Genomic DNA, 16,216 nt, shown 5'->3' on the forward strand with positions numbered 1-16,216 from the left:
CAAGACGTATGAATGAGACCTTTCCCGTGTTGATCATCAGCAAACTCCTGGATCAAGTCATCAAGGCACACGCCCGCTGGCGTTGGCGCGCCTGAATTCTTTTGCCGGCCACGCCGGACCTGTACCCGCTTCGCCTTCTTTACCTGTTTGAAATGCCGCTTTGCTGGCGCCACTCCAGCACCTGACAAAGCGCAGCGCTCTGCGGGTAATTATCTGAAGGCTGTATTAAAAGTCAGTGAATTCAAGAGGTTCCCAGCGCCATGTTGCTGATGATCGATAACTACGACTCTTTTACCTACAACGTTGTGCAGTACCTTGGTGAGCTCGGCTCCCAGGTCAAAGTCGTGCGCAACGATGAACTCACTATTGCTGAAATTGAAGCCCTCAACCCTGAGCGCATCGTGGTGTCCCCCGGTCCTTGCACGCCGACCGAAGCCGGCATTTCCATCGCAGCGATCAAGCACTTCGCCGGCAAGCTGCCGATCCTCGGCGTCTGCCTCGGTCACCAGTCCATCGGCCAGGCCTTTGGTGGTGATGTGGTGCGTGCCCGTCAGGTCATGCACGGTAAGACTAGTCCGGTATTCCACGAGGACAAGGGTGTTTTCGAAGGCCTGAACCGTCCGTTGACCGTCACCCGCTACCACTCGCTGATCGTCAAACGTGAAACCTTGCCCGACTGCCTGGAGCTGACCGCCTGGACCCAACTCGAAGACGGCTCGGTCGACGAAATCATGGGCCTGCGCCACAAGACGCTGAACATCGAGGGTGTGCAATTTCACCCTGAATCGATCCTCACCGAGCAGGGCCACGAGCTGTTCGCCAACTTCCTCAAACAAACCGGCGGCACGCGCTAAGGACTTTTCATGAACATCAAGACAGCCCTGAGCCGTATCGTCGATCACCTCGACCTCAGCACCGATGAAATGCGCGATGTGATGCGCGAAATCATGACCGGGCAATGCTCGGACGCGCAGATCGGCGCGTTCATGATGGCCATGCGCATGAAGAGCGAGAGCATCGACGAAATCGTCGGCGCGGTGTCGGTCATGCGCGAGCTGGCGGACAAGGTCGAGCTCAAGACTCTCGACGGCGTGGTCGATGTGGTCGGCACCGGTGGTGATGGTGCAAATATTTTCAACGTCTCGACCGCTTCTTCCTTCGTGGTCGCGGCGGCCGGGTGCACCGTGGCCAAACACGGTAACCGTGCGGTCTCGGGCAAAAGCGGCAGCGCGGACTTGCTGGAGGCGGCCGGGATTTACCTGAACCTGACGCCGGTCCAGGTCGCACGCTGCATCGATAACGTCGGCATCGGTTTCATGTTCGCCCAGACTCATCACAGCGCCATGAAGTACGCCGCCGGTCCGCGCAAGGACCTTGGCCTGCGCACCCTGTTCAACATGCTCGGCCCGCTTACGAATCCGGCCGGCGTGAAACATCAGGTGGTGGGCGTGTTCAACCCGGCGCTGTGCCGGCCACTGGCCGAAGTCTTGCAGCGTCTGGGCAGCAAACATGTGTTGGTGGTGCACTCGAAGGATGGCCTGGACGAGTTCAGCCTCGCCGCGCCAACGTTTGTCGCGGAACTGAAGAACGATCAGATCACCGAGTATTGGGTCGAGCCGGAAGACTTGGGCATGAAGAGCCAGAGCCTGCACGGTCTGGCGGTGGACAGCCCGGCTGCATCCCTCGAACTGATTCGCGATGCCCTGGGCAAGCGCAAGACCGAGAACGGCCAGAAAGCCGCCGAGATGATTGTGCTCAATGCCGGTGCCGCGCTGTATGCCGCCGACCACGCAACAAGTTTGAAAGAGGGCGTTGCCCTGGCGCACGACGCGCTGCACACCGGCCTCGCTCGGGAGAAACTCGAGGAGTTGGGTGCGTTTACCGCGGTATTTCGAGTGGAGAATGAGGGATGAGTGTACCGACGGTTCTGGAAAACATTCTGGCCCGCAAGGTCCAGGAAGTTGCCGAGCGTAGCGCTCGTGTCAGCCTGGCCGAACTGGAAAGCCTGGCCAAGGCTGCCGATGCACCCCGTGGTTTTGCCCAGGCCCTGATTGCCCAGGCCAAGCTCAAGCACCCGGCGGTGATTGCCGAGATCAAAAAAGCTTCACCGAGCAAAGGCGTGATTCGCGAGAACTTCGTGCCGGCCGACATCGCCAAGAGTTACGAGAAGGGCGGCGCCACTTGCCTCTCCGTACTTACCGATATCGATTACTTCCAGGGCGCCGATGCCTACCTGCAACAGGCGCGCGCCGCGTGCAAACTGCCGGTGATCCGCAAGGACTTCATGATCGATCCGTACCAGATCGTTGAAGCCCGTGCCCTGGGCGCCGACTGCGTGCTGTTGATCGTCTCCGCGCTGGACGACGTGAAGATGGCCGAACTGGCCGCCGTGGCCAAAAGCGTCGGCCTCGATGTGCTGGTGGAAGTCCACGATGGCAACGAGCTGGAGCGGGCCTTGAAAACCCTCGACACGCCGTTAGTGGGTGTGAACAACCGCAACCTGCACACCTTCGACGTCAACCTGGAAACCACCCTCGACCTGTTGCCGCGCATCCCCCGCGATCGCCTGGTGATTACCGAGAGTGGCATTTTCAATCGCGCCGATGTCGAGTTGATGGAAATCAGCGACGTGTACGCATTCCTGGTCGGCGAAGCGTTCATGCGTGCCGAAAGCCCTGGCACTGAACTGCAGCGTTTGTTCTTTCCAGAGCGCGGCACTGCGGTGAGCGGTTCTACACTCGACTGAATCTGATTCAATGAAGAAGCCGGCGATGCCGGCTTTTTTGTAGCCCACGACCAAGGATTTTTACTGCCATGACCCAGCCCGTTGCCCTGACTGTCGAAGCTGGCCTGATTGCCGAGCAGGATCTGTTGGCGCAGGTGTGCACCGGCGATTCGGAGTTTGGCCTGTTGTTTTGGCAGCCAAGCGACCGGGCGCTGGTCATGCCGCGTCGGTTGAATCGTCTTCCGGGTTTCGACGCAGCCTGTGAGGTGTCGGCTGCTGCGGGTTGGCCGGTACTGTTGCGCGAAACCGGCGGTGAACCGGTCCCGCAGTCGGCGGCAACCATCAACATTGCCCTGGTCTACGCAGCTCCGCGCAGCGAAGGTGACCAGAATCGAATCGAAACCGCTTACCGTCGACTCTGCGACCCGATTTGTCAGCTGCTTGATGAGTTGGGCGGTGTTTCATCATTGGGGGAAGTCGAAGGCGCGTTCTGTGATGGCCGCTTCAACGTCAACCTCGACGGGCGCAAGATGGTCGGCACCGCTCAGCGCTGGCGCCAGAGCAAGGGCGGAACGCGTCCGGTAGGGTTGGTGCACGGGGCGTTGTTGCTGGATAACGAACGGGAATCGATGGTCGCGGCAGTCAACCGCTTCAATGAAGTGTGCGGCCTGGAACAGCGGGTTCGCGCCGAAAGCCACATTGCCTTGCATGAAAAGTTCGCCGCGCCTGATGCGCTGGAGCGCCTCCATGCGCTGTACCGCCAGTTGCTGGCAGGGATGTTCGACGCTTAACGCGTACCGAAGACCACCATGGTCTTGCCTTTGACGTCCACCAGGTTGCGTTCTTCCAGATCCTTGAGTACGCGACCGACCATCTCCCGGGAACACCCGACAATCCGCCCGATCTCCTGACGGGTCACCTTGATCTGCATGCCGTCCGGGTGGGTCATGGCGTCTGGCTGCTTGCACAGTTCCAGCAGGCAGCGGGCAACACGCCCGGTCACATCAAAGAAGGCCAGGTCGCCGACCTTGCGCGTGGTATTGCGCAGGCGTTGTGCGATTTGTCCGCTGAGTACGTAAAGAATGTCTGGATCTTGCTGGGACAGTTCGCGGAACTTGGCGTAGCTGATTTCCGCGACTTCGCATTCGACCTTGGCGCGTACCCAGGCACTGCGTTCCTGTTCCATCCCGGCCTGTTCAAACAACCCGAGCTCGCCGAAGAAATCCCCGGCGTTCAGATAGGAGATGATCATCTCGCGGCCGTCGTCATCCTCGATCAGGATGGTGACCGAGCCCTTGATGATGAAGAACAGCGTATCGGAACGATCGCCAGCACAGATGATGTTGCTCTTGGCCGCATAACGATGGCGCTGGCAATGCATCAACAGCTTGTCGAGGTTCTTGATTTTGGGTGTTGGGGTAATAGCAACCATGGTTGTATCCCGAAAAGACTGCACGGTGTGGTTGGTTTTTTTATGAATTACTGATGACGGGCGCTGCAGGGCTGGCTAAGCGCCAGCGAATTGGCGCCAGCTTAACAGACACATTCCTTCAGGATTCGAGAATTTACGCGGGAGATTGGCACGTCCGTCCTAGAAAGGCGAGGCGCTGTCATTACGGGCCCCTGTGCTAAGCTGGCGACCCTTTTTTATACAGTGGAGTCTTGGCGATGAAGGCACGCATCCAATGGGCTGGCGAAGCCATGTTCCTCGGTGAGTCCGGCAGCGGTCATGTCGTGGTCATGGACGGTCCGCCGGACGCCGGTGGTCGCAACCTGGGTGTACGCCCGATGGAAATGCTCCTGCTGGGTGTCGGCGGTTGCAGCAATTTCGATGTGGTCAGCATCCTCAAGAAGTCCCGGCAGGCCGTTGAAAGCTGCGAAGCCTTCCTCGAAGCCGAGCGCGCGACCGAAGATCCAAAAGTCTTCACCAAGATCCACATGCACTTCGTGGTCAAGGGCCGGGGCCTGAAAGAAGCCCAGGTCAAACGCGCCATCGAACTGTCCGCCGAGAAGTATTGCTCGGCCTCGATCATGCTCGGCGCGGCTGGCGTGGCGATTACCCACGACTACGAGATCATCGAACTCGGTTGATTCGACATTCAACTATCATAAAAGCAGTGCAGACTCTGGCGATCCATAGCTGACGTCTGCATAATGCGCCACTTTTTTCAGGGTCGTGGCCCGTCAACCGACAGGCCGCCGATCCGAACAGACAACCAAAATCGCCATCGCGAAGAGGTGTTAACCGTCCTACGCAGCTGCGTTGTTCGCATCTGACGGGCATGCTTGATCACGCGGCCCGGGCCGCAATACATAGAGAGTTTTTAACGGTGAAAAGCAAACTCAAGCTCCACGGGTTCAATAACCTGACAAAGACCTTGAGCTTCAACATCTATGACATCTGCTACGCGGAAACCCCGCAAGACCAGCAGGCTTACGTCGAGTACATCAATGAAGAGTACAACGCGAAACGCCTGACGCAGATCCTCACGGAAGTTGTCGATATCATTGGTGCCAACATCCTGAACATCGCCAGTCAGGACTATGATCCACAGGGCGCCAGCGTCACGATTCTGATCTCTGAAGAGCCGGTAACCCCGACCGACAGCCAGATCGAAGAGTCCCCGGGCCCGTTGCCCGAGATTATCCTGGCCCACCTCGACAAGAGCCACATCACGGTGCACACCTACCCGGAAATCCATCCGGTGGACGGTATTGCGACATTCCGTGTGGACATTGACGTGTCGACCTGCGGCGTCATTTCACCGCTTAAAGCGCTCAACTTCCTGATTCACCAGTTCGATTCGGACATCGTGACCGTGGATTATCGCGTGCGCGGGTTCACCCGTGACGTTGAAGGCAAAAAGCACTTCATCGACCACGAGATCAACTCGATCCAGAACTACCTCTCCGAAGACACCCGCGACAGTTACCAGATGACTGACGTGAACGTGTACCAGGAAAACCTGTTCCACACCAAAATGCTGCTGAAGAACTTCGAACTGGACGACTACCTGTTCGGCGATGCGACCAACAGCCTGTCCTCTGAGCAACGTGCCCAGGTGACCGATCGGGTGAAACACGAAATGCTGGAAATCTTCTACGCGCGAAACATGCCGACCTAAGATTTTCGAGTACAAAAAAAGGCGACTACCTCGGGGTAGTCGCCTTTTTTATGGGTTTCTGCAGGGGTCAAATCCGATACGTACTCTTGGTCATCACCTTGGCCAACAGACTCATCCCGAACTTCACCGGCGCCGGGAAGCGGAAACCGCCAGCGTCCAGTGCGCTCTCCGCATGGTGTTCTTCATCAATGCGCATCTGCTCAAGAATCGCCCGTGACTTTTCGTCCTCGGCCGGCAGTTGTTCAAGATGCTCGTTCAAGTGTTTGCACACCTGATGCTCGGTAGCCGCCACAAACCCCAGGCTGACCTTGTCGCTGATCAACCCGGCCACAGCGCCAATCCCGAACGACATGCCATAAAACAGCGGATTGAGAATGCTGGTGTGACTGCCCAACTGCTGGATGCGCTGTTCGCACCAGACCAGGTGGTCGATTTCTTCTTCGGCGGCATGTTCCATGGCGGCGCGCACGTGCGGCAGCTTGGCAGTCAGGGCCTGGCCCTGGTACAGCGCCTGGGCGCAGACTTCGCCGGTATGGTTAATGCGCATAAGGCCGGCGACGTGTCGGGTGTCTTCGTCGCTCATTTGCGTTTCCGGCTGCACGATGGCTGGCGACGGACGGTACGGCTGGCCACTGAAAGGCAGCAGGGTACGCATCGCGGCATCGGCTTGCAGCAGAAGACGGTCAATCGGCGAGTAGTGACGCTGGGTAGTCATGCTGACCTCCGGGAGGAATCTCGGCGGCCAGTTTAACCGAATCGGCCGGGGAAGGTTTGCGCTGGGTCATTGTGGCGGGATCACCACTGAACCCGTAGGAGCGAGGCTTGCCCGCGAAGAACGATAACGCGGTCTATCTGGATGACCGCGTCGACCATTTCGCGGGCAAGCCTCGCTCCAACAAAGGGCAGGCAGGCGGATTAACCCGGCGGCCAAGTCATCTGGCGCTGACCCAGTACATGCATATGAATGTGATAGACAGTCTGCCCACCTTCTTCATTGCAGTTCATGACAACGCGGAAGCCCTTTTCGCAACCCAGCTCCAGCGCCAGGCGTTGGGCGGTGAACAGGATATGCCCGGCCAATGCCTTGTCCTCTTCGGTCAGGTCATTGAGCGTGCGCACCGCTTTTTTCGGAATGACCAGAAAATGCACCGGTGCCTGTGGGGCGATGTCGTGGAAGGCCAGTACCTGGTCGTCCTCGTAGATGATCTTGGCCGGGATTTCCCGGTTGATGATCTTGGTGAACAGAGTATCCACAGCTGTTTTCTCCGTTGTTTGGGCTGGCCTGAGTGTACCCATGGGGTAGACCCGAGCCCAGCCTTTTACCTTCAAGGGTATTAGCGCGGGCAGTAGGCCTTGTTGACCATACCGGCGATTGTCCGGGTCAGCCATCGCGAACCGAATCGTGGCAGGAAGGCGAGCCAGCGATTCAGCCGGCCAGGAATAATGATGGCGCGATTTTTTGCCAGGGCCCGCACGGTGTACAGCGCCACTTCTTCCGGACTCATCAGCAGTCTACTGTCGGTGACTTTGACGGTGTCCAGTTGCGCCGTGTGGAAAAACGCCGTACGCGTGGGGCCTGGGCACAGCACCGACACCTTGACCGCGCATTTCTTCAACTCGACACGCAAGCCTTCGGAAAAGTGCAGCACATACGCCTTGCTCGCGTAATAAGTGCTCATCCACGGCCCGGGATGGAAGGCCGCCACCGAGGCGACATTCAGAATCTGCCCGCCGCCCTGCAACGCCATGCTGTTACCAATGGCGTGGCACAGGCGGGTGAGGGCGAGGATGTTCACCTCGATCAAGTCCTGCTCGGTCATCCAGTCCTGGGCCAGGAACGGGCCGCACGTACCGATTCCGGCGCAGTTGACCAGCAGGTCGATCTGGCGATCACCTTCTTCCAGTTCCAGCAAAAAACCGGACAGCCTTAACGGTTCGCCCAGGTCGCAGGCGCGGAATAGCACTTCAACGCCAAAACGCTGAGTCAGTTCAATCGCAATGCTTTCCAGCTGATCACGCTGTCGGGCCACCAGAATCAGGCTGTGGCCGCGGCGGGCCAGCGCCTCGGCCATCGCCAGGCCGATGCCGCTGGAAGCGCCAGTGATCAGAGCGTAACGGGTCATGCAGTTCTCCATCGCAACAGCTCCGCGCCGGCGACGCAGGTGTCACGGGCGGGGAGCGCTGTTCATTCTTTCGCAGAGTCTACAGGGGCCGGGGCTTCTTCGGCTTCATCGTCTGCGGAATCGGGTGCTTGCTCAGCCTCGTCGGCGGGCTCGGCTTCGACTTCGTCGGTGGTCACCGAACCGCTGTCGTAGCTGGTTTCCGCCGCATTTTCGTATTCTTGCTGGATAGCGTTGAAACCGCCCGCCAGCAAAGTTATGAAGACGATCGCTGTAAACACAACCCAGAGCGAAGCCAGCACCTTGACCGCCGTGGTATTCGGCGGAGGAGGTGGGCCGTATTGGTTGGCAATGTTGCTGCCCGGCACCGCCATGATCACGAACGGGAAGAAACTGCCCAGAAGCGGCACAAGGTTCAGTAGCCAGGTCCAGCCGGACCAGCCGATGTCGTGCAGGCGCTGGACGCTGATCTGAATACTGACGACGGCGACGGCGATGCATAGGAGGAACGCTACCAGGCCGCCAATAATAAGGCCTGCTGTCGAATCGGCACTGATGATCGCGATGGCCAGTACGGCCGCTACCGTACCGGCGGCCAGCATGACCAGCGTCAGGGTCATCGTCCACGCGAGATAACGCAGGCGGCCGATGCGGCCTTCGACGCCGAAGGGCTTGAGCGTGGAAAACGCCGGCAGGTATTCGCCGACAGCGGCTCGGGGCGGCGCGTAAGGGGAGGAAGGCTCGGTAAATACAGGTTGGCTGCTGGCGGGCACATGCTCGTGAGCATCGGCCAGATTCAGCTCTATCGACGGTTCGCTTTCGATTCGGGCATCGATGCCGGTTTTCGTCAGCGCCTGCAGATAGGTTTGCGCGTCGGTCTGCGACAAGCCTTGTTTGAGCGTGACTGTCTTGCCGGTGAACAGCCGTTCAACAGCAAACACTTCGCTTTTATACAGCTCGGCGAGATTGAGCTTGGCAGTGGTGACATCAACACCTGGCAGCAGAGCGCCGTCGAAAACGATCTTGAAACGGTTGTCGCTCATTGCGAGGCATCCTTGTCGCGAAAAATTAAGTTAGAAAACGTTACAGGTGTGGAGTGTAAAGCCAGCCGGGTGGGGCTGGCCAAACTTTCATCTCAGCGCGGCCAGCGTTTTTGCAATTGTGCGGCCTGTTCCAGGGCCTTTCGGTATTCCGCGTCCAGTCGCGCGACCAATTGGTCGACACTCGGTAAGTCATCGATCTCCCCGACGCCCTGGCCGGCAGACCACACGGTTTTCCAGGCTTTGGCTTCATCACTGATAGGTTTGAGCTTGGAACCGAAGTTCACTTCGCCCTTGCCTTGCAAGGCTGCCGTGTCGAAACCGGCGGCTTCCAGGCTCTGGCGCATGAAACTCGCCGGTACGCCCGACACCGCTGGAGTATGAACAATGTCCGCCGCTCTGGATGTCAGCAACATCTCCTTGTAGGCGTCAGGTGCGTGACTTTCTGTGGTGCCGATAAATCGCGTACCAAAGTAGGCCAAATCCGCACCGAGCAATTGTGCAGCCAGAATCTCGTGGCCGTGGTTCAGGCAGCCGGCCAGCAGCAAGGTCTTATCGAAGAACTGGCGAATCTCGGCAATCAGCGAAAACGGGCTCCAGGTTCCGGCGTGTCCGCCGGCTCCCGCAGCGACGGCGATCAAACCGTCGACGCCCGCCTCGGCGGCTTTCTCCGCGTGGCGGCGAGTCGTCACGTCGTGAAACACCAGGCCGCCGTAACTGTGTACTGCGTCCACCAGCTCTTTCACGGCACCGAGGCTGGTGATCACGATCGGCACTTTGTGCTCGATGCAGATATCCAGGTCAGCTTGCAGCCGCGGATTGCTGTTGTGGACGATCAGGTTCACTGCGTAAGGCGCCGGGTTCTCCAGCGTCGCCAAGCCTGCCTCGATCTCTTCCAGCCAGGCCTTGAAGCCGCTGCTCTCGCGCTGGTTCAGCGCTGGAAAGCTGCCCACCACGCCATTCTGGCAGCAGGCCAGCACCAACTGAGGATTGGAAATCAAGAACATCGGCGCGGCCACTACCGGCAGGCGCAGATGTTGTTCGAGCAGAGCGGGCAGCGACATTGGAAGTACCCCGATAGATGTTTGCTTATTGGATTAGAACGGCCGAACGACGACCAGAATTACGATAGCCAGCAATATCAGAACCGGCACTTCATTGAACCAGCGATAAAAGACATGGCTGCGGGTGTTTTCGCCACGGGCAAAACGTTTTACCTGTGCGCCGCACATGTGGTGGTAGCCGATCAGGAAGACGACGAGGGTCAGTTTGGCGTGGATCCACGCGCCCTGGCTGAAGATGCTCGGGTTGAGGTAGATCAGGGCAATACCGAAGATCAGGGTGGCGATCATCGCCGGGCCCATGATGCCTCGGTACAACTTGCGCTCCATGATGCTGAAGCGTTCCTTGCTGACAGTGTCTTCGCTTTGTGCGTGATAGACGAACAGTCGCGGCAGGTAAAACAGGCCGGCAAACCAGCAGACCATGCTGACGATGTGAAGCGCTTTGAGCCACAGATAAAGCATTTTTAGTTATTCCCAGGTTCACGGTAGCCCGGATAGTAGAGGCTTGAGCGTCCGCACGTCACCTTGCCGGTTGTCGCAGGACGATGCGGGCCCTATTATCGACGGCTTTCCAGTGGGTTCGTTGAGGGCAGGTTTATGGTCAAGGTCGGTATCGTCGGCGGCACGGGTTACACCGGTGTCGAACTGCTGCGTCTGTTGGCACAGCATCCGCAAGCTGAAGTGGTAGTGATCACTTCCCGATCCGAGGCCGGTCTGGCCGTCGCTGACATGTACCCGAACCTGCGAGGCCATTACGACGGCCTGGCGTTCAGCGTTCCGGACATCAAGACCCTGGGCGCCTGCGACGTGGTGTTCTTCGCCACGCCGCACGGTGTTGCCCATGCCCTGGCCGGTGAGCTACTGGCTGCCGGGACCAAGGTCATCGATCTGTCGGCGGACTTCCGCCTGCAAGACGCTGATGAATGGGCCAAGTGGTACGGCCAGCCGCACGGTGCGCCAGAGTTGCTGGAGGAGGCGGTCTACGGCCTGCCGGAAGTCAATCGCGAGCAGATCAAGCAAGCGCGCCTGATCGCCGTGCCGGGTTGCTATCCAACCGCAACCCAGTTGGGTTTCCTGCCATTGCTCGAGGCAGGTCTGGCGGATACGTCCCGTTTGATCGCTGACTGCAAATCCGGTGTCAGCGGTGCCGGTCGTGGTGCTGCTGTAGGTTCGCTGTACTCCGAAACGTCGGAAAGCATGAAGGCCTATGCGGTCAAAGGGCATCGCCACCTGCCGGAAATTCGCCAGGGGCTGCGTCGCGCATCAGGCAAGGACGTTGGCCTGACCTTCGTTCCGCACCTGACGCCGATGATTCGTGGCATTCACTCGACGCTGTACGCGACCGTCGTCGATCGTTCAGTCGATCTGCAGGCGCTGTTTGAAAAACGTTATGCCAACGAACCGTTCGTCGATGTCATGCCGGCCGGTAGCCATCCGGAAACCCGCAGCGTGCGTGGTGCCAACGTTTGCCGAATCGCCGTGCATCGTCCACAGGACGGTGACCTTGTAGTGGTGTTGTCGGTGATCGATAACCTGGTCAAGGGTGCGTCGGGGCAGGCGGTGCAGAACCTGAACATCTTGTTCGGGCTGGATGAGCGCCTGGGGCTGTCCCACGCGGGCATGCTGCCGTAAGGTTTTATTGCTCTCAGCAAAAAGGCCCATTAAATGGGCCTTTTTGCATTTTGGTCTGACAATTGGATTGATTGATATACCGTAACAATAGTTGACCAATTTTCTAGGAGAAGCGGATAATGCCCGTCATCACGCATATGGCGGCGTAACGCCGGGAGATAGTTAGCATGAGCGTCGAATCCTTCACCCCCACGGCTTTGCAATTCACCCACGGTGCCGCGCACAAGGTGAAGAGCCTGGTCGATGAAGAGGGGAATGATCGCTTGAAGCTGCGCGTATTCGTTACGGGCGGTGGTTGTTCAGGTTTTCAGTACGGCTTCACCTTCGATGAGGAAGTGGCCGATGACGACACCATTGTCGAGCGCGAAGGTGTGAGTCTGGTGGTCGATCCGATGAGCTTCCAGTACCTGGCAGGTGCCGAAGTGGATTATCAGGAAGGCCTGGAAGGCTCGCGTTTCGTGATCAAGAATCCGAATGCCAGCACGACCTGTGGCTGCGGTTCTTCGTTCTCGATCTGATCGCGCGTCACCGAATTACAAAGCGCCGCAGGGTTTCACAGTTCTGCGGCGTTTTGCTGTCTGTGATTCAAGCGGGGTAGATGGCGCCGAGGATGCGCAAGCCGCGGGCACCGGTGACGCTGGGGCGGTTGGCAGCGATGCCTTCGAGGCAGCAATGGGCCAGCCAGGCGAAGGCCATCGCTTCGACCCAGTCCGGGTCTACGCCATAAGCCATCGTGCTGCTGACCTTGGCATTTGGCAGCAAGCTCGCTAAACGGGCCATTAGTGTGGCGTTATGCGCGCCGCCGCCGCAGACCAGCAACTCCCGGGTTTCCGACTGCGCACTTTGCAGTGACTCGACGATAGTCAGGGCGGTCAATTCGAGCAGGGTCGCCTGCACGTCTTCAGGCGCGAAGACGGGCAAGTGCGACAGATGCTGTATTAGCCAGGGCAGGTTGAACACTTCGCGGCCGGTGCTCTTGGGGCCTTTGGTCACGAAGAATGGATCGCTGAGTAGCTCGTTTAGCAGAGTTGGCTCAACCTTGCCGCTGGCTGCCCATTGGCCGTCACGATCAAAATTATCGCCACGTTGCTGGTGAATCCAGGCGTCCAGCAGGACATTCCCCGGGCCGCAGTCGAAACCGGCGACAGGTTTACCAGGCTCAATCAGGCTGAGATTGCTGAAACCGCCGACATTCAATACAGCGCGGTTACCTGGTCGTTCTTCAAACAAGGCTTCGTGGAAGGCGGGGACCAGTGGTGCCCCCTGGCCACCGGCGGCGACGTCGCGGCTGCGGAAATCACCGACGACGGTGATGCCTGTCAACTCGGTCAGCAGGGCAGGGTTGCCGATTTGTACAGTGAACCCGCGTGCCGGTTCGTGGCGAATGGTCTGGCCATGGCTGCCAATCGCGCGAATGTCTTCGGCTTTCAGGTTTTGTTGATCAAGGAGGGTGTGAATGCCCTGTGCCGCCAGTGTCACCCAGTTCTGCTGGGCAATGGCGGAGCGGGCAATCTCGTCCGGACCACTGGCGCACAAGCCAAGCAGCTCGGCGCGCAGGGATTCAGGCATGGGAATGTAGTGCGTGGCGATCAGTTTGATCGCCGAGGTTTGCTCGATCAGCGCAATGTCCAGGCCATCGAGGCTGGTCCCGGACATCACGCCTATATAGAGCGCCATACTTAGCGTTTGCTCGACGCGAGCATGGTGGCCTTCTCTTGGTCCATCCGAGCCATCAACGGCTGGCTTTGCGCGAGGAACCGCGAGCGCTCGCCTTTGGCAATCGGGTCAGCCATCGGCAATTTCTGACCCAGTGGATCGACGTGCACGCCATTAACCTGGAATTCATAGTGCAAGTGCGGGCCGGTGGACAGGCCGGTGGTGCCGATGTAGCCGATCACCTGGCCTTGTTTGACGCTGCCGCCAGTCTGCACGCCTTTGGCGAAACCTTGCATGTGGCCGTACAACGTACGGTAGGTGTTGCCGTGCTGGATGATGATGGTGTTGCCATAACCGCCGCGGCGACCGGCCAGCAAGACTTTGCCGTCGCCGGTAGCCTTGATCGGCGTACCGCGTGGTGCTGCGTAATCGACACCTTTGTGCGCGCGGATCTTGTTCAGGATCGGGTGCTTGCGGCCCATGGAGAATTTCGAGCTGATGCGGGCGAAGTCTACCGGCGTACGGATGAATGCTTTGCGCATGCTGTTGCCGTCGGCCGTGTAATAGCTGCTGTTGCCTTGTTTGTTGATGTAACGCACGGCGGTGTAGGTCTTGCCGCGGTTGGTGAAGCGTGCGGACAGGATCGGGCCGGTACCGACAGCCTTGCCGTTGACGACTTTCTGTTCGTAGATCACATCGAATTCGTCACCCTGGCGAATGTCCTGGGCGAAGTCGACGTCGTAGCCAAACACGCTGGCCATGTCCATGGTCAGGCTGTGGGACAGGCCGGCGCGGGCAGCGGACTGCGACAGTGAGCTATTGATCACGCCGTGAACATAGGCAGAGCGCACGGTCGGTTTGGCGGTAATTCGGTTGAACACATAACCCTTGTCATTCTTGGTCAGGGTGATGCTTTCGAGGTCGCTGACCTTGCTGTGCAGGTTGGTCAACTGGCCTTCAGGGTTCAGTTCGAATTCGAGCTTCTGGCCATGCTTGAGTTGGCTGAACTGCTTGGCTTGCTTGTCGCTGGCCAGGATTTCATGCACCGAGGCGGCTGGCAGGCCGACCTTTGCAAACAGGGTAGAGAGGGTGTCGCCTTTGCCAACAATGACTTCTTTATGGTTGGGTGCTTTCTTGGGTTCGACCGCTGGCACAGGGGCGGCCTGAGCGGTTTCCTTGGTGTCTTCGGCGCTGTCTTCGATCTGCGCGAAAGGGGAGGCTGCCGGTTCATTTGTGGCTTGAACGGCCTCGGCAGCGTCTTGATCTTGTGTCAGTTGTTCAGCAGGACTTTCCAGTTCAAGGCTCAGGGTCGTCTTTTTGGCTTCAACATCACTGGAAGGGAATACCAGGAGTGCCAGGCTGAGAAGAGCGGCGATCCCACTTGCGGCGAGCAGGTGGGTCTTCGGGTAAAGCGGCGGCGCTTTAGACGGTTCTGTGGTCATAGGTAATTTTTGACTTTGAGAAGATGAATTGGAAAAGATGAATGACATGATGAAGATGAAATAACTGTATAAAATATAACCAAATCATCTCTGAAGCAAGCCTGCGGATGCTCCGTCCGTGGATTGGCGTGCGTGCGCTGGGCAAAACTTGTATTTGGTGCGCGATCTTGTATGGTTGGTTCCCTTTGAATCTGAGCCTTGCGGGTCTGTTATGAAGTCGGTTGAAGAGCAGCTAGCGCTGATCAAACGTGGTGCAGAAGAACTGTTGGTCGAGTCCGAGTTGATCGAAAAGCTCAAGCGTGGCCAGCCGCTACGTATTAAGGCGGGCTTCGATCCGACCGCGCCAGATTTGCACCTGGGCCATACGGTGCTTATTAATAAGCTGCGTCAGTTCCAGGAGCTGGGCCACCAGGTGATCTTCCTTATAGGAGACTTCACCGGGATGATCGGCGATCCGAGTGGCAAGAGTGCCACCCGCCCTCCGCTGACCCGCGAGCAGGTGCTCGAGAATGCCGAGACCTACAAGACTCAGGTTTTCAAGATCCTTGATCCGGCCAAAACCGAAGTGGCGTTCAACTCCACCTGGATGGATCAGATGGGGCCCGCCGACTTCATTCGCCTGACTTCGCAGTACACCGTGGCTCGTATGCTTGAGCGCGATGACTTCGACAAGCGCTACACCACCAATCAGCCGATCGCGATTCACGAGTTTCTCTATCCGCTGGTTCAGGGTTATGACTCGGTTGCCTTGCGCGCGGATGTCGAGCTGGGCGGTACTGATCAGAAATTCAACCTGCTGATGGGGCGTGAGCTGCAGCGTGGTTATGGTCAGGAGCCTCAGTGCATTCTGACCATGCCGTTGCTCGAAGGTCTGGACGGCGTGAAGAAGATGTCCAAGTCGCTGGGCAACTACGTCGGTATTCAGGAAGCGCCGGGTGTCATGTACAGCAAGCTGGTTTCTATTCCGGATGTGCTGATGTGGCGCTATTTCGAATTGCTCAGCTTCCGTTCCATGGATGAGATCAATGCGTTTCGTGCTGATGTCGAGGCAGGCGCCAATCCGCGGGACATCAAAATCAAGCTCGCCGAAGAGATCGTTGCGCGCTTTCATGGTGAAGAGGCTGCGGCCAATGCTCACCGTGCGGCGGGTAACCGTATGAAGGAAGGCGAGCTGCCAGATGATCTGCCAGAGATCGAGCTGACTGCTGCTGAAGATATGCCGATTGCTGCTGTCCTTAATAAGGCAGGCCTGGTGAAGAACTCAGCAGTGGCGCGCGACCTCCTGAATTCGGGTGGCGTGCGTATAGATGGTGAGGTTGTCGATCGCACCTTTATATACGTACTGGGCGCGACCCATGTTTGTCAGGCTGGGAAGAAGGCATTTGCGCGTATTACGCTCAAATCCGAATAAA

At 58.3% G+C, this 16,216-nt stretch carries 18 protein-coding genes; 9 read left to right on the plus strand and 9 right to left on the minus strand.

Annotated features, from left to right (window positions below; genetic code table 11):
- The first annotated feature begins 260 nt into the window (after nucleotides 1-260).
- The 4 genes from HKK52_RS23710 to HKK52_RS23725 all read left to right on the plus strand — a co-directional run bounded on the left by HKK52_RS23710 (nucleotide 261) and on the right by HKK52_RS23725 (nucleotide 3,516).
- A complete protein-coding gene (locus HKK52_RS23710) occupies nucleotides 261-854 on the plus strand; it encodes an aminodeoxychorismate/anthranilate synthase component II (RefSeq protein ID WP_169372825.1) in 594 nt (197 codons plus the stop codon).
- A gap of 9 nt (nucleotides 855-863) precedes the next feature.
- Nucleotides 864-1,913, plus strand: a complete 1,050-nt coding sequence (gene trpD, locus HKK52_RS23715) for an anthranilate phosphoribosyltransferase (RefSeq protein WP_123410517.1) — start codon at nucleotides 864-866, stop codon at nucleotides 1,911-1,913.
- Entirely contained in the window at nucleotides 1,910-2,746 is an 837-nt protein-coding gene (trpC, locus tag HKK52_RS23720; protein WP_169372826.1) for an indole-3-glycerol phosphate synthase TrpC, read from the plus strand. The genes trpD and trpC overlap by 4 nt, the downstream gene beginning before the upstream one ends.
- 68 nt (nucleotides 2,747-2,814) lie before the next feature.
- Nucleotides 2,815-3,516: a lipoate--protein ligase family protein gene (locus HKK52_RS23725; protein ID WP_169372827.1), complete on the plus strand. Its 702-nt coding sequence runs from the start codon at nucleotides 2,815-2,817 to the stop codon at nucleotides 3,514-3,516.
- On the opposite strand, the gene crp is transcribed toward HKK52_RS23725, so the two are convergent.
- Entirely contained in the window at nucleotides 3,513-4,157 is a 645-nt protein-coding gene (gene crp, locus HKK52_RS23730) for a cAMP-activated global transcriptional regulator CRP (RefSeq protein ID WP_169372828.1), read from the minus strand. The two genes, HKK52_RS23725 and crp, sit on opposite strands and share 4 nt — an antisense overlap.
- Nucleotides 4,158-4,393: 236 nt before the next feature.
- On the opposite strand from crp, the gene HKK52_RS23735 reads away from it, so the two are divergent.
- The gene (locus HKK52_RS23735) at nucleotides 4,394-4,816 is read left to right on the plus strand and encodes an OsmC family protein (protein WP_007941657.1); all 423 of its coding nucleotides are present in this window, start codon (nucleotides 4,394-4,396) and stop codon (nucleotides 4,814-4,816) included.
- Nucleotides 4,817-5,055: 239 nt separating this feature from the next.
- On the plus strand, nucleotides 5,056-5,850 hold the full coding sequence (speD, locus tag HKK52_RS23740; RefSeq protein ID WP_092277355.1) for an adenosylmethionine decarboxylase: 795 nt from the start codon (nucleotides 5,056-5,058) through the stop codon (nucleotides 5,848-5,850).
- A gap of 67 nt (nucleotides 5,851-5,917) precedes the next feature.
- Here the strand turns inward: speD and coq7 are convergent, their stop codons facing one another.
- The 6 genes from coq7 to hemJ form a co-directional block, all read right to left on the minus strand.
- Nucleotides 5,918-6,565 carry a 2-polyprenyl-3-methyl-6-methoxy-1,4-benzoquinone monooxygenase gene (coq7, locus tag HKK52_RS23745; protein WP_169372829.1) on the minus strand — a complete coding sequence of 216 codons (648 nt, stop codon included), beginning with the start codon at nucleotides 6,563-6,565 and terminating at the stop codon, nucleotides 5,918-5,920.
- A 200-nt stretch (nucleotides 6,566-6,765) separates the two neighbouring features.
- Nucleotides 6,766-7,104 (minus strand): histidine triad nucleotide-binding protein, encoded by a 339-nt coding sequence (locus HKK52_RS23750; RefSeq protein ID WP_169372830.1) that lies wholly within the window; start codon nucleotides 7,102-7,104, stop codon nucleotides 6,766-6,768.
- An 80-nt stretch (nucleotides 7,105-7,184) separates the two neighbouring features.
- Nucleotides 7,185-7,973, minus strand: a complete 789-nt coding sequence (locus HKK52_RS23755) for an SDR family NAD(P)-dependent oxidoreductase (RefSeq protein WP_169372831.1) — start codon at nucleotides 7,971-7,973, stop codon at nucleotides 7,185-7,187.
- A 62-nt stretch (nucleotides 7,974-8,035) separates the two neighbouring features.
- On the minus strand, nucleotides 8,036-9,013 hold the full coding sequence (locus HKK52_RS23760) for a DUF805 domain-containing protein (RefSeq protein WP_169372832.1): 978 nt from the start codon (nucleotides 9,011-9,013) through the stop codon (nucleotides 8,036-8,038).
- Between the two features lie 92 nt (nucleotides 9,014-9,105).
- Entirely contained in the window at nucleotides 9,106-10,074 is a 969-nt protein-coding gene (locus HKK52_RS23765; RefSeq protein ID WP_169372833.1) for an NAD(P)H-dependent flavin oxidoreductase, read from the minus strand.
- A gap of 33 nt (nucleotides 10,075-10,107) precedes the next feature.
- Nucleotides 10,108-10,536 carry a protoporphyrinogen oxidase HemJ gene (hemJ, locus tag HKK52_RS23770; RefSeq protein WP_169372834.1) on the minus strand — a complete coding sequence of 143 codons (429 nt, stop codon included), beginning with the start codon at nucleotides 10,534-10,536 and terminating at the stop codon, nucleotides 10,108-10,110.
- Nucleotides 10,537-10,671: 135 nt separating this feature from the next.
- Here hemJ and argC point away from each other — a divergent pair, with 135 nt between their 5' ends.
- Complete coding sequence (gene argC / locus HKK52_RS23775) at nucleotides 10,672-11,706, plus strand: N-acetyl-gamma-glutamyl-phosphate reductase (protein WP_123512992.1); 1,035 nt, start codon at nucleotides 10,672-10,674, stop codon at nucleotides 11,704-11,706.
- Nucleotides 11,707-11,873: 167 nt separating this feature from the next.
- Entirely contained in the window at nucleotides 11,874-12,224 is a 351-nt protein-coding gene (gene erpA, locus HKK52_RS23780; protein WP_007947969.1) for an iron-sulfur cluster insertion protein ErpA, read from the plus strand.
- Between the two features lie 67 nt (nucleotides 12,225-12,291).
- Here erpA and HKK52_RS23785 read toward each other — a convergent pair whose 3' ends face one another.
- The gene (locus HKK52_RS23785; RefSeq protein WP_169372835.1) at nucleotides 12,292-13,383 is read right to left on the minus strand and encodes an anhydro-N-acetylmuramic acid kinase; all 1,092 of its coding nucleotides are present in this window, start codon (nucleotides 13,381-13,383) and stop codon (nucleotides 12,292-12,294) included.
- 2 nt (nucleotides 13,384-13,385) lie between these two features.
- Nucleotides 13,386-14,804 carry a peptidoglycan DD-metalloendopeptidase family protein gene (locus tag HKK52_RS23790; protein ID WP_169372836.1) on the minus strand — a complete coding sequence of 473 codons (1,419 nt, stop codon included), beginning with the start codon at nucleotides 14,802-14,804 and terminating at the stop codon, nucleotides 13,386-13,388.
- 211 nt (nucleotides 14,805-15,015) lie between these two features.
- Here HKK52_RS23790 and tyrS point away from each other — a divergent pair, with 211 nt between their 5' ends.
- Entirely contained in the window at nucleotides 15,016-16,215 is a 1,200-nt protein-coding gene (gene tyrS / locus HKK52_RS23795) for a tyrosine--tRNA ligase (RefSeq protein WP_169372837.1), read from the plus strand.
- The last annotated feature ends 1 nt before the right edge of the window (nucleotide 16,216 follow it).

The organism is Pseudomonas sp. ADAK2 (genome assembly GCF_012935755.1).
GTDB lineage: Bacteria > Pseudomonadota > Gammaproteobacteria > Pseudomonadales > Pseudomonadaceae > Aquipseudomonas.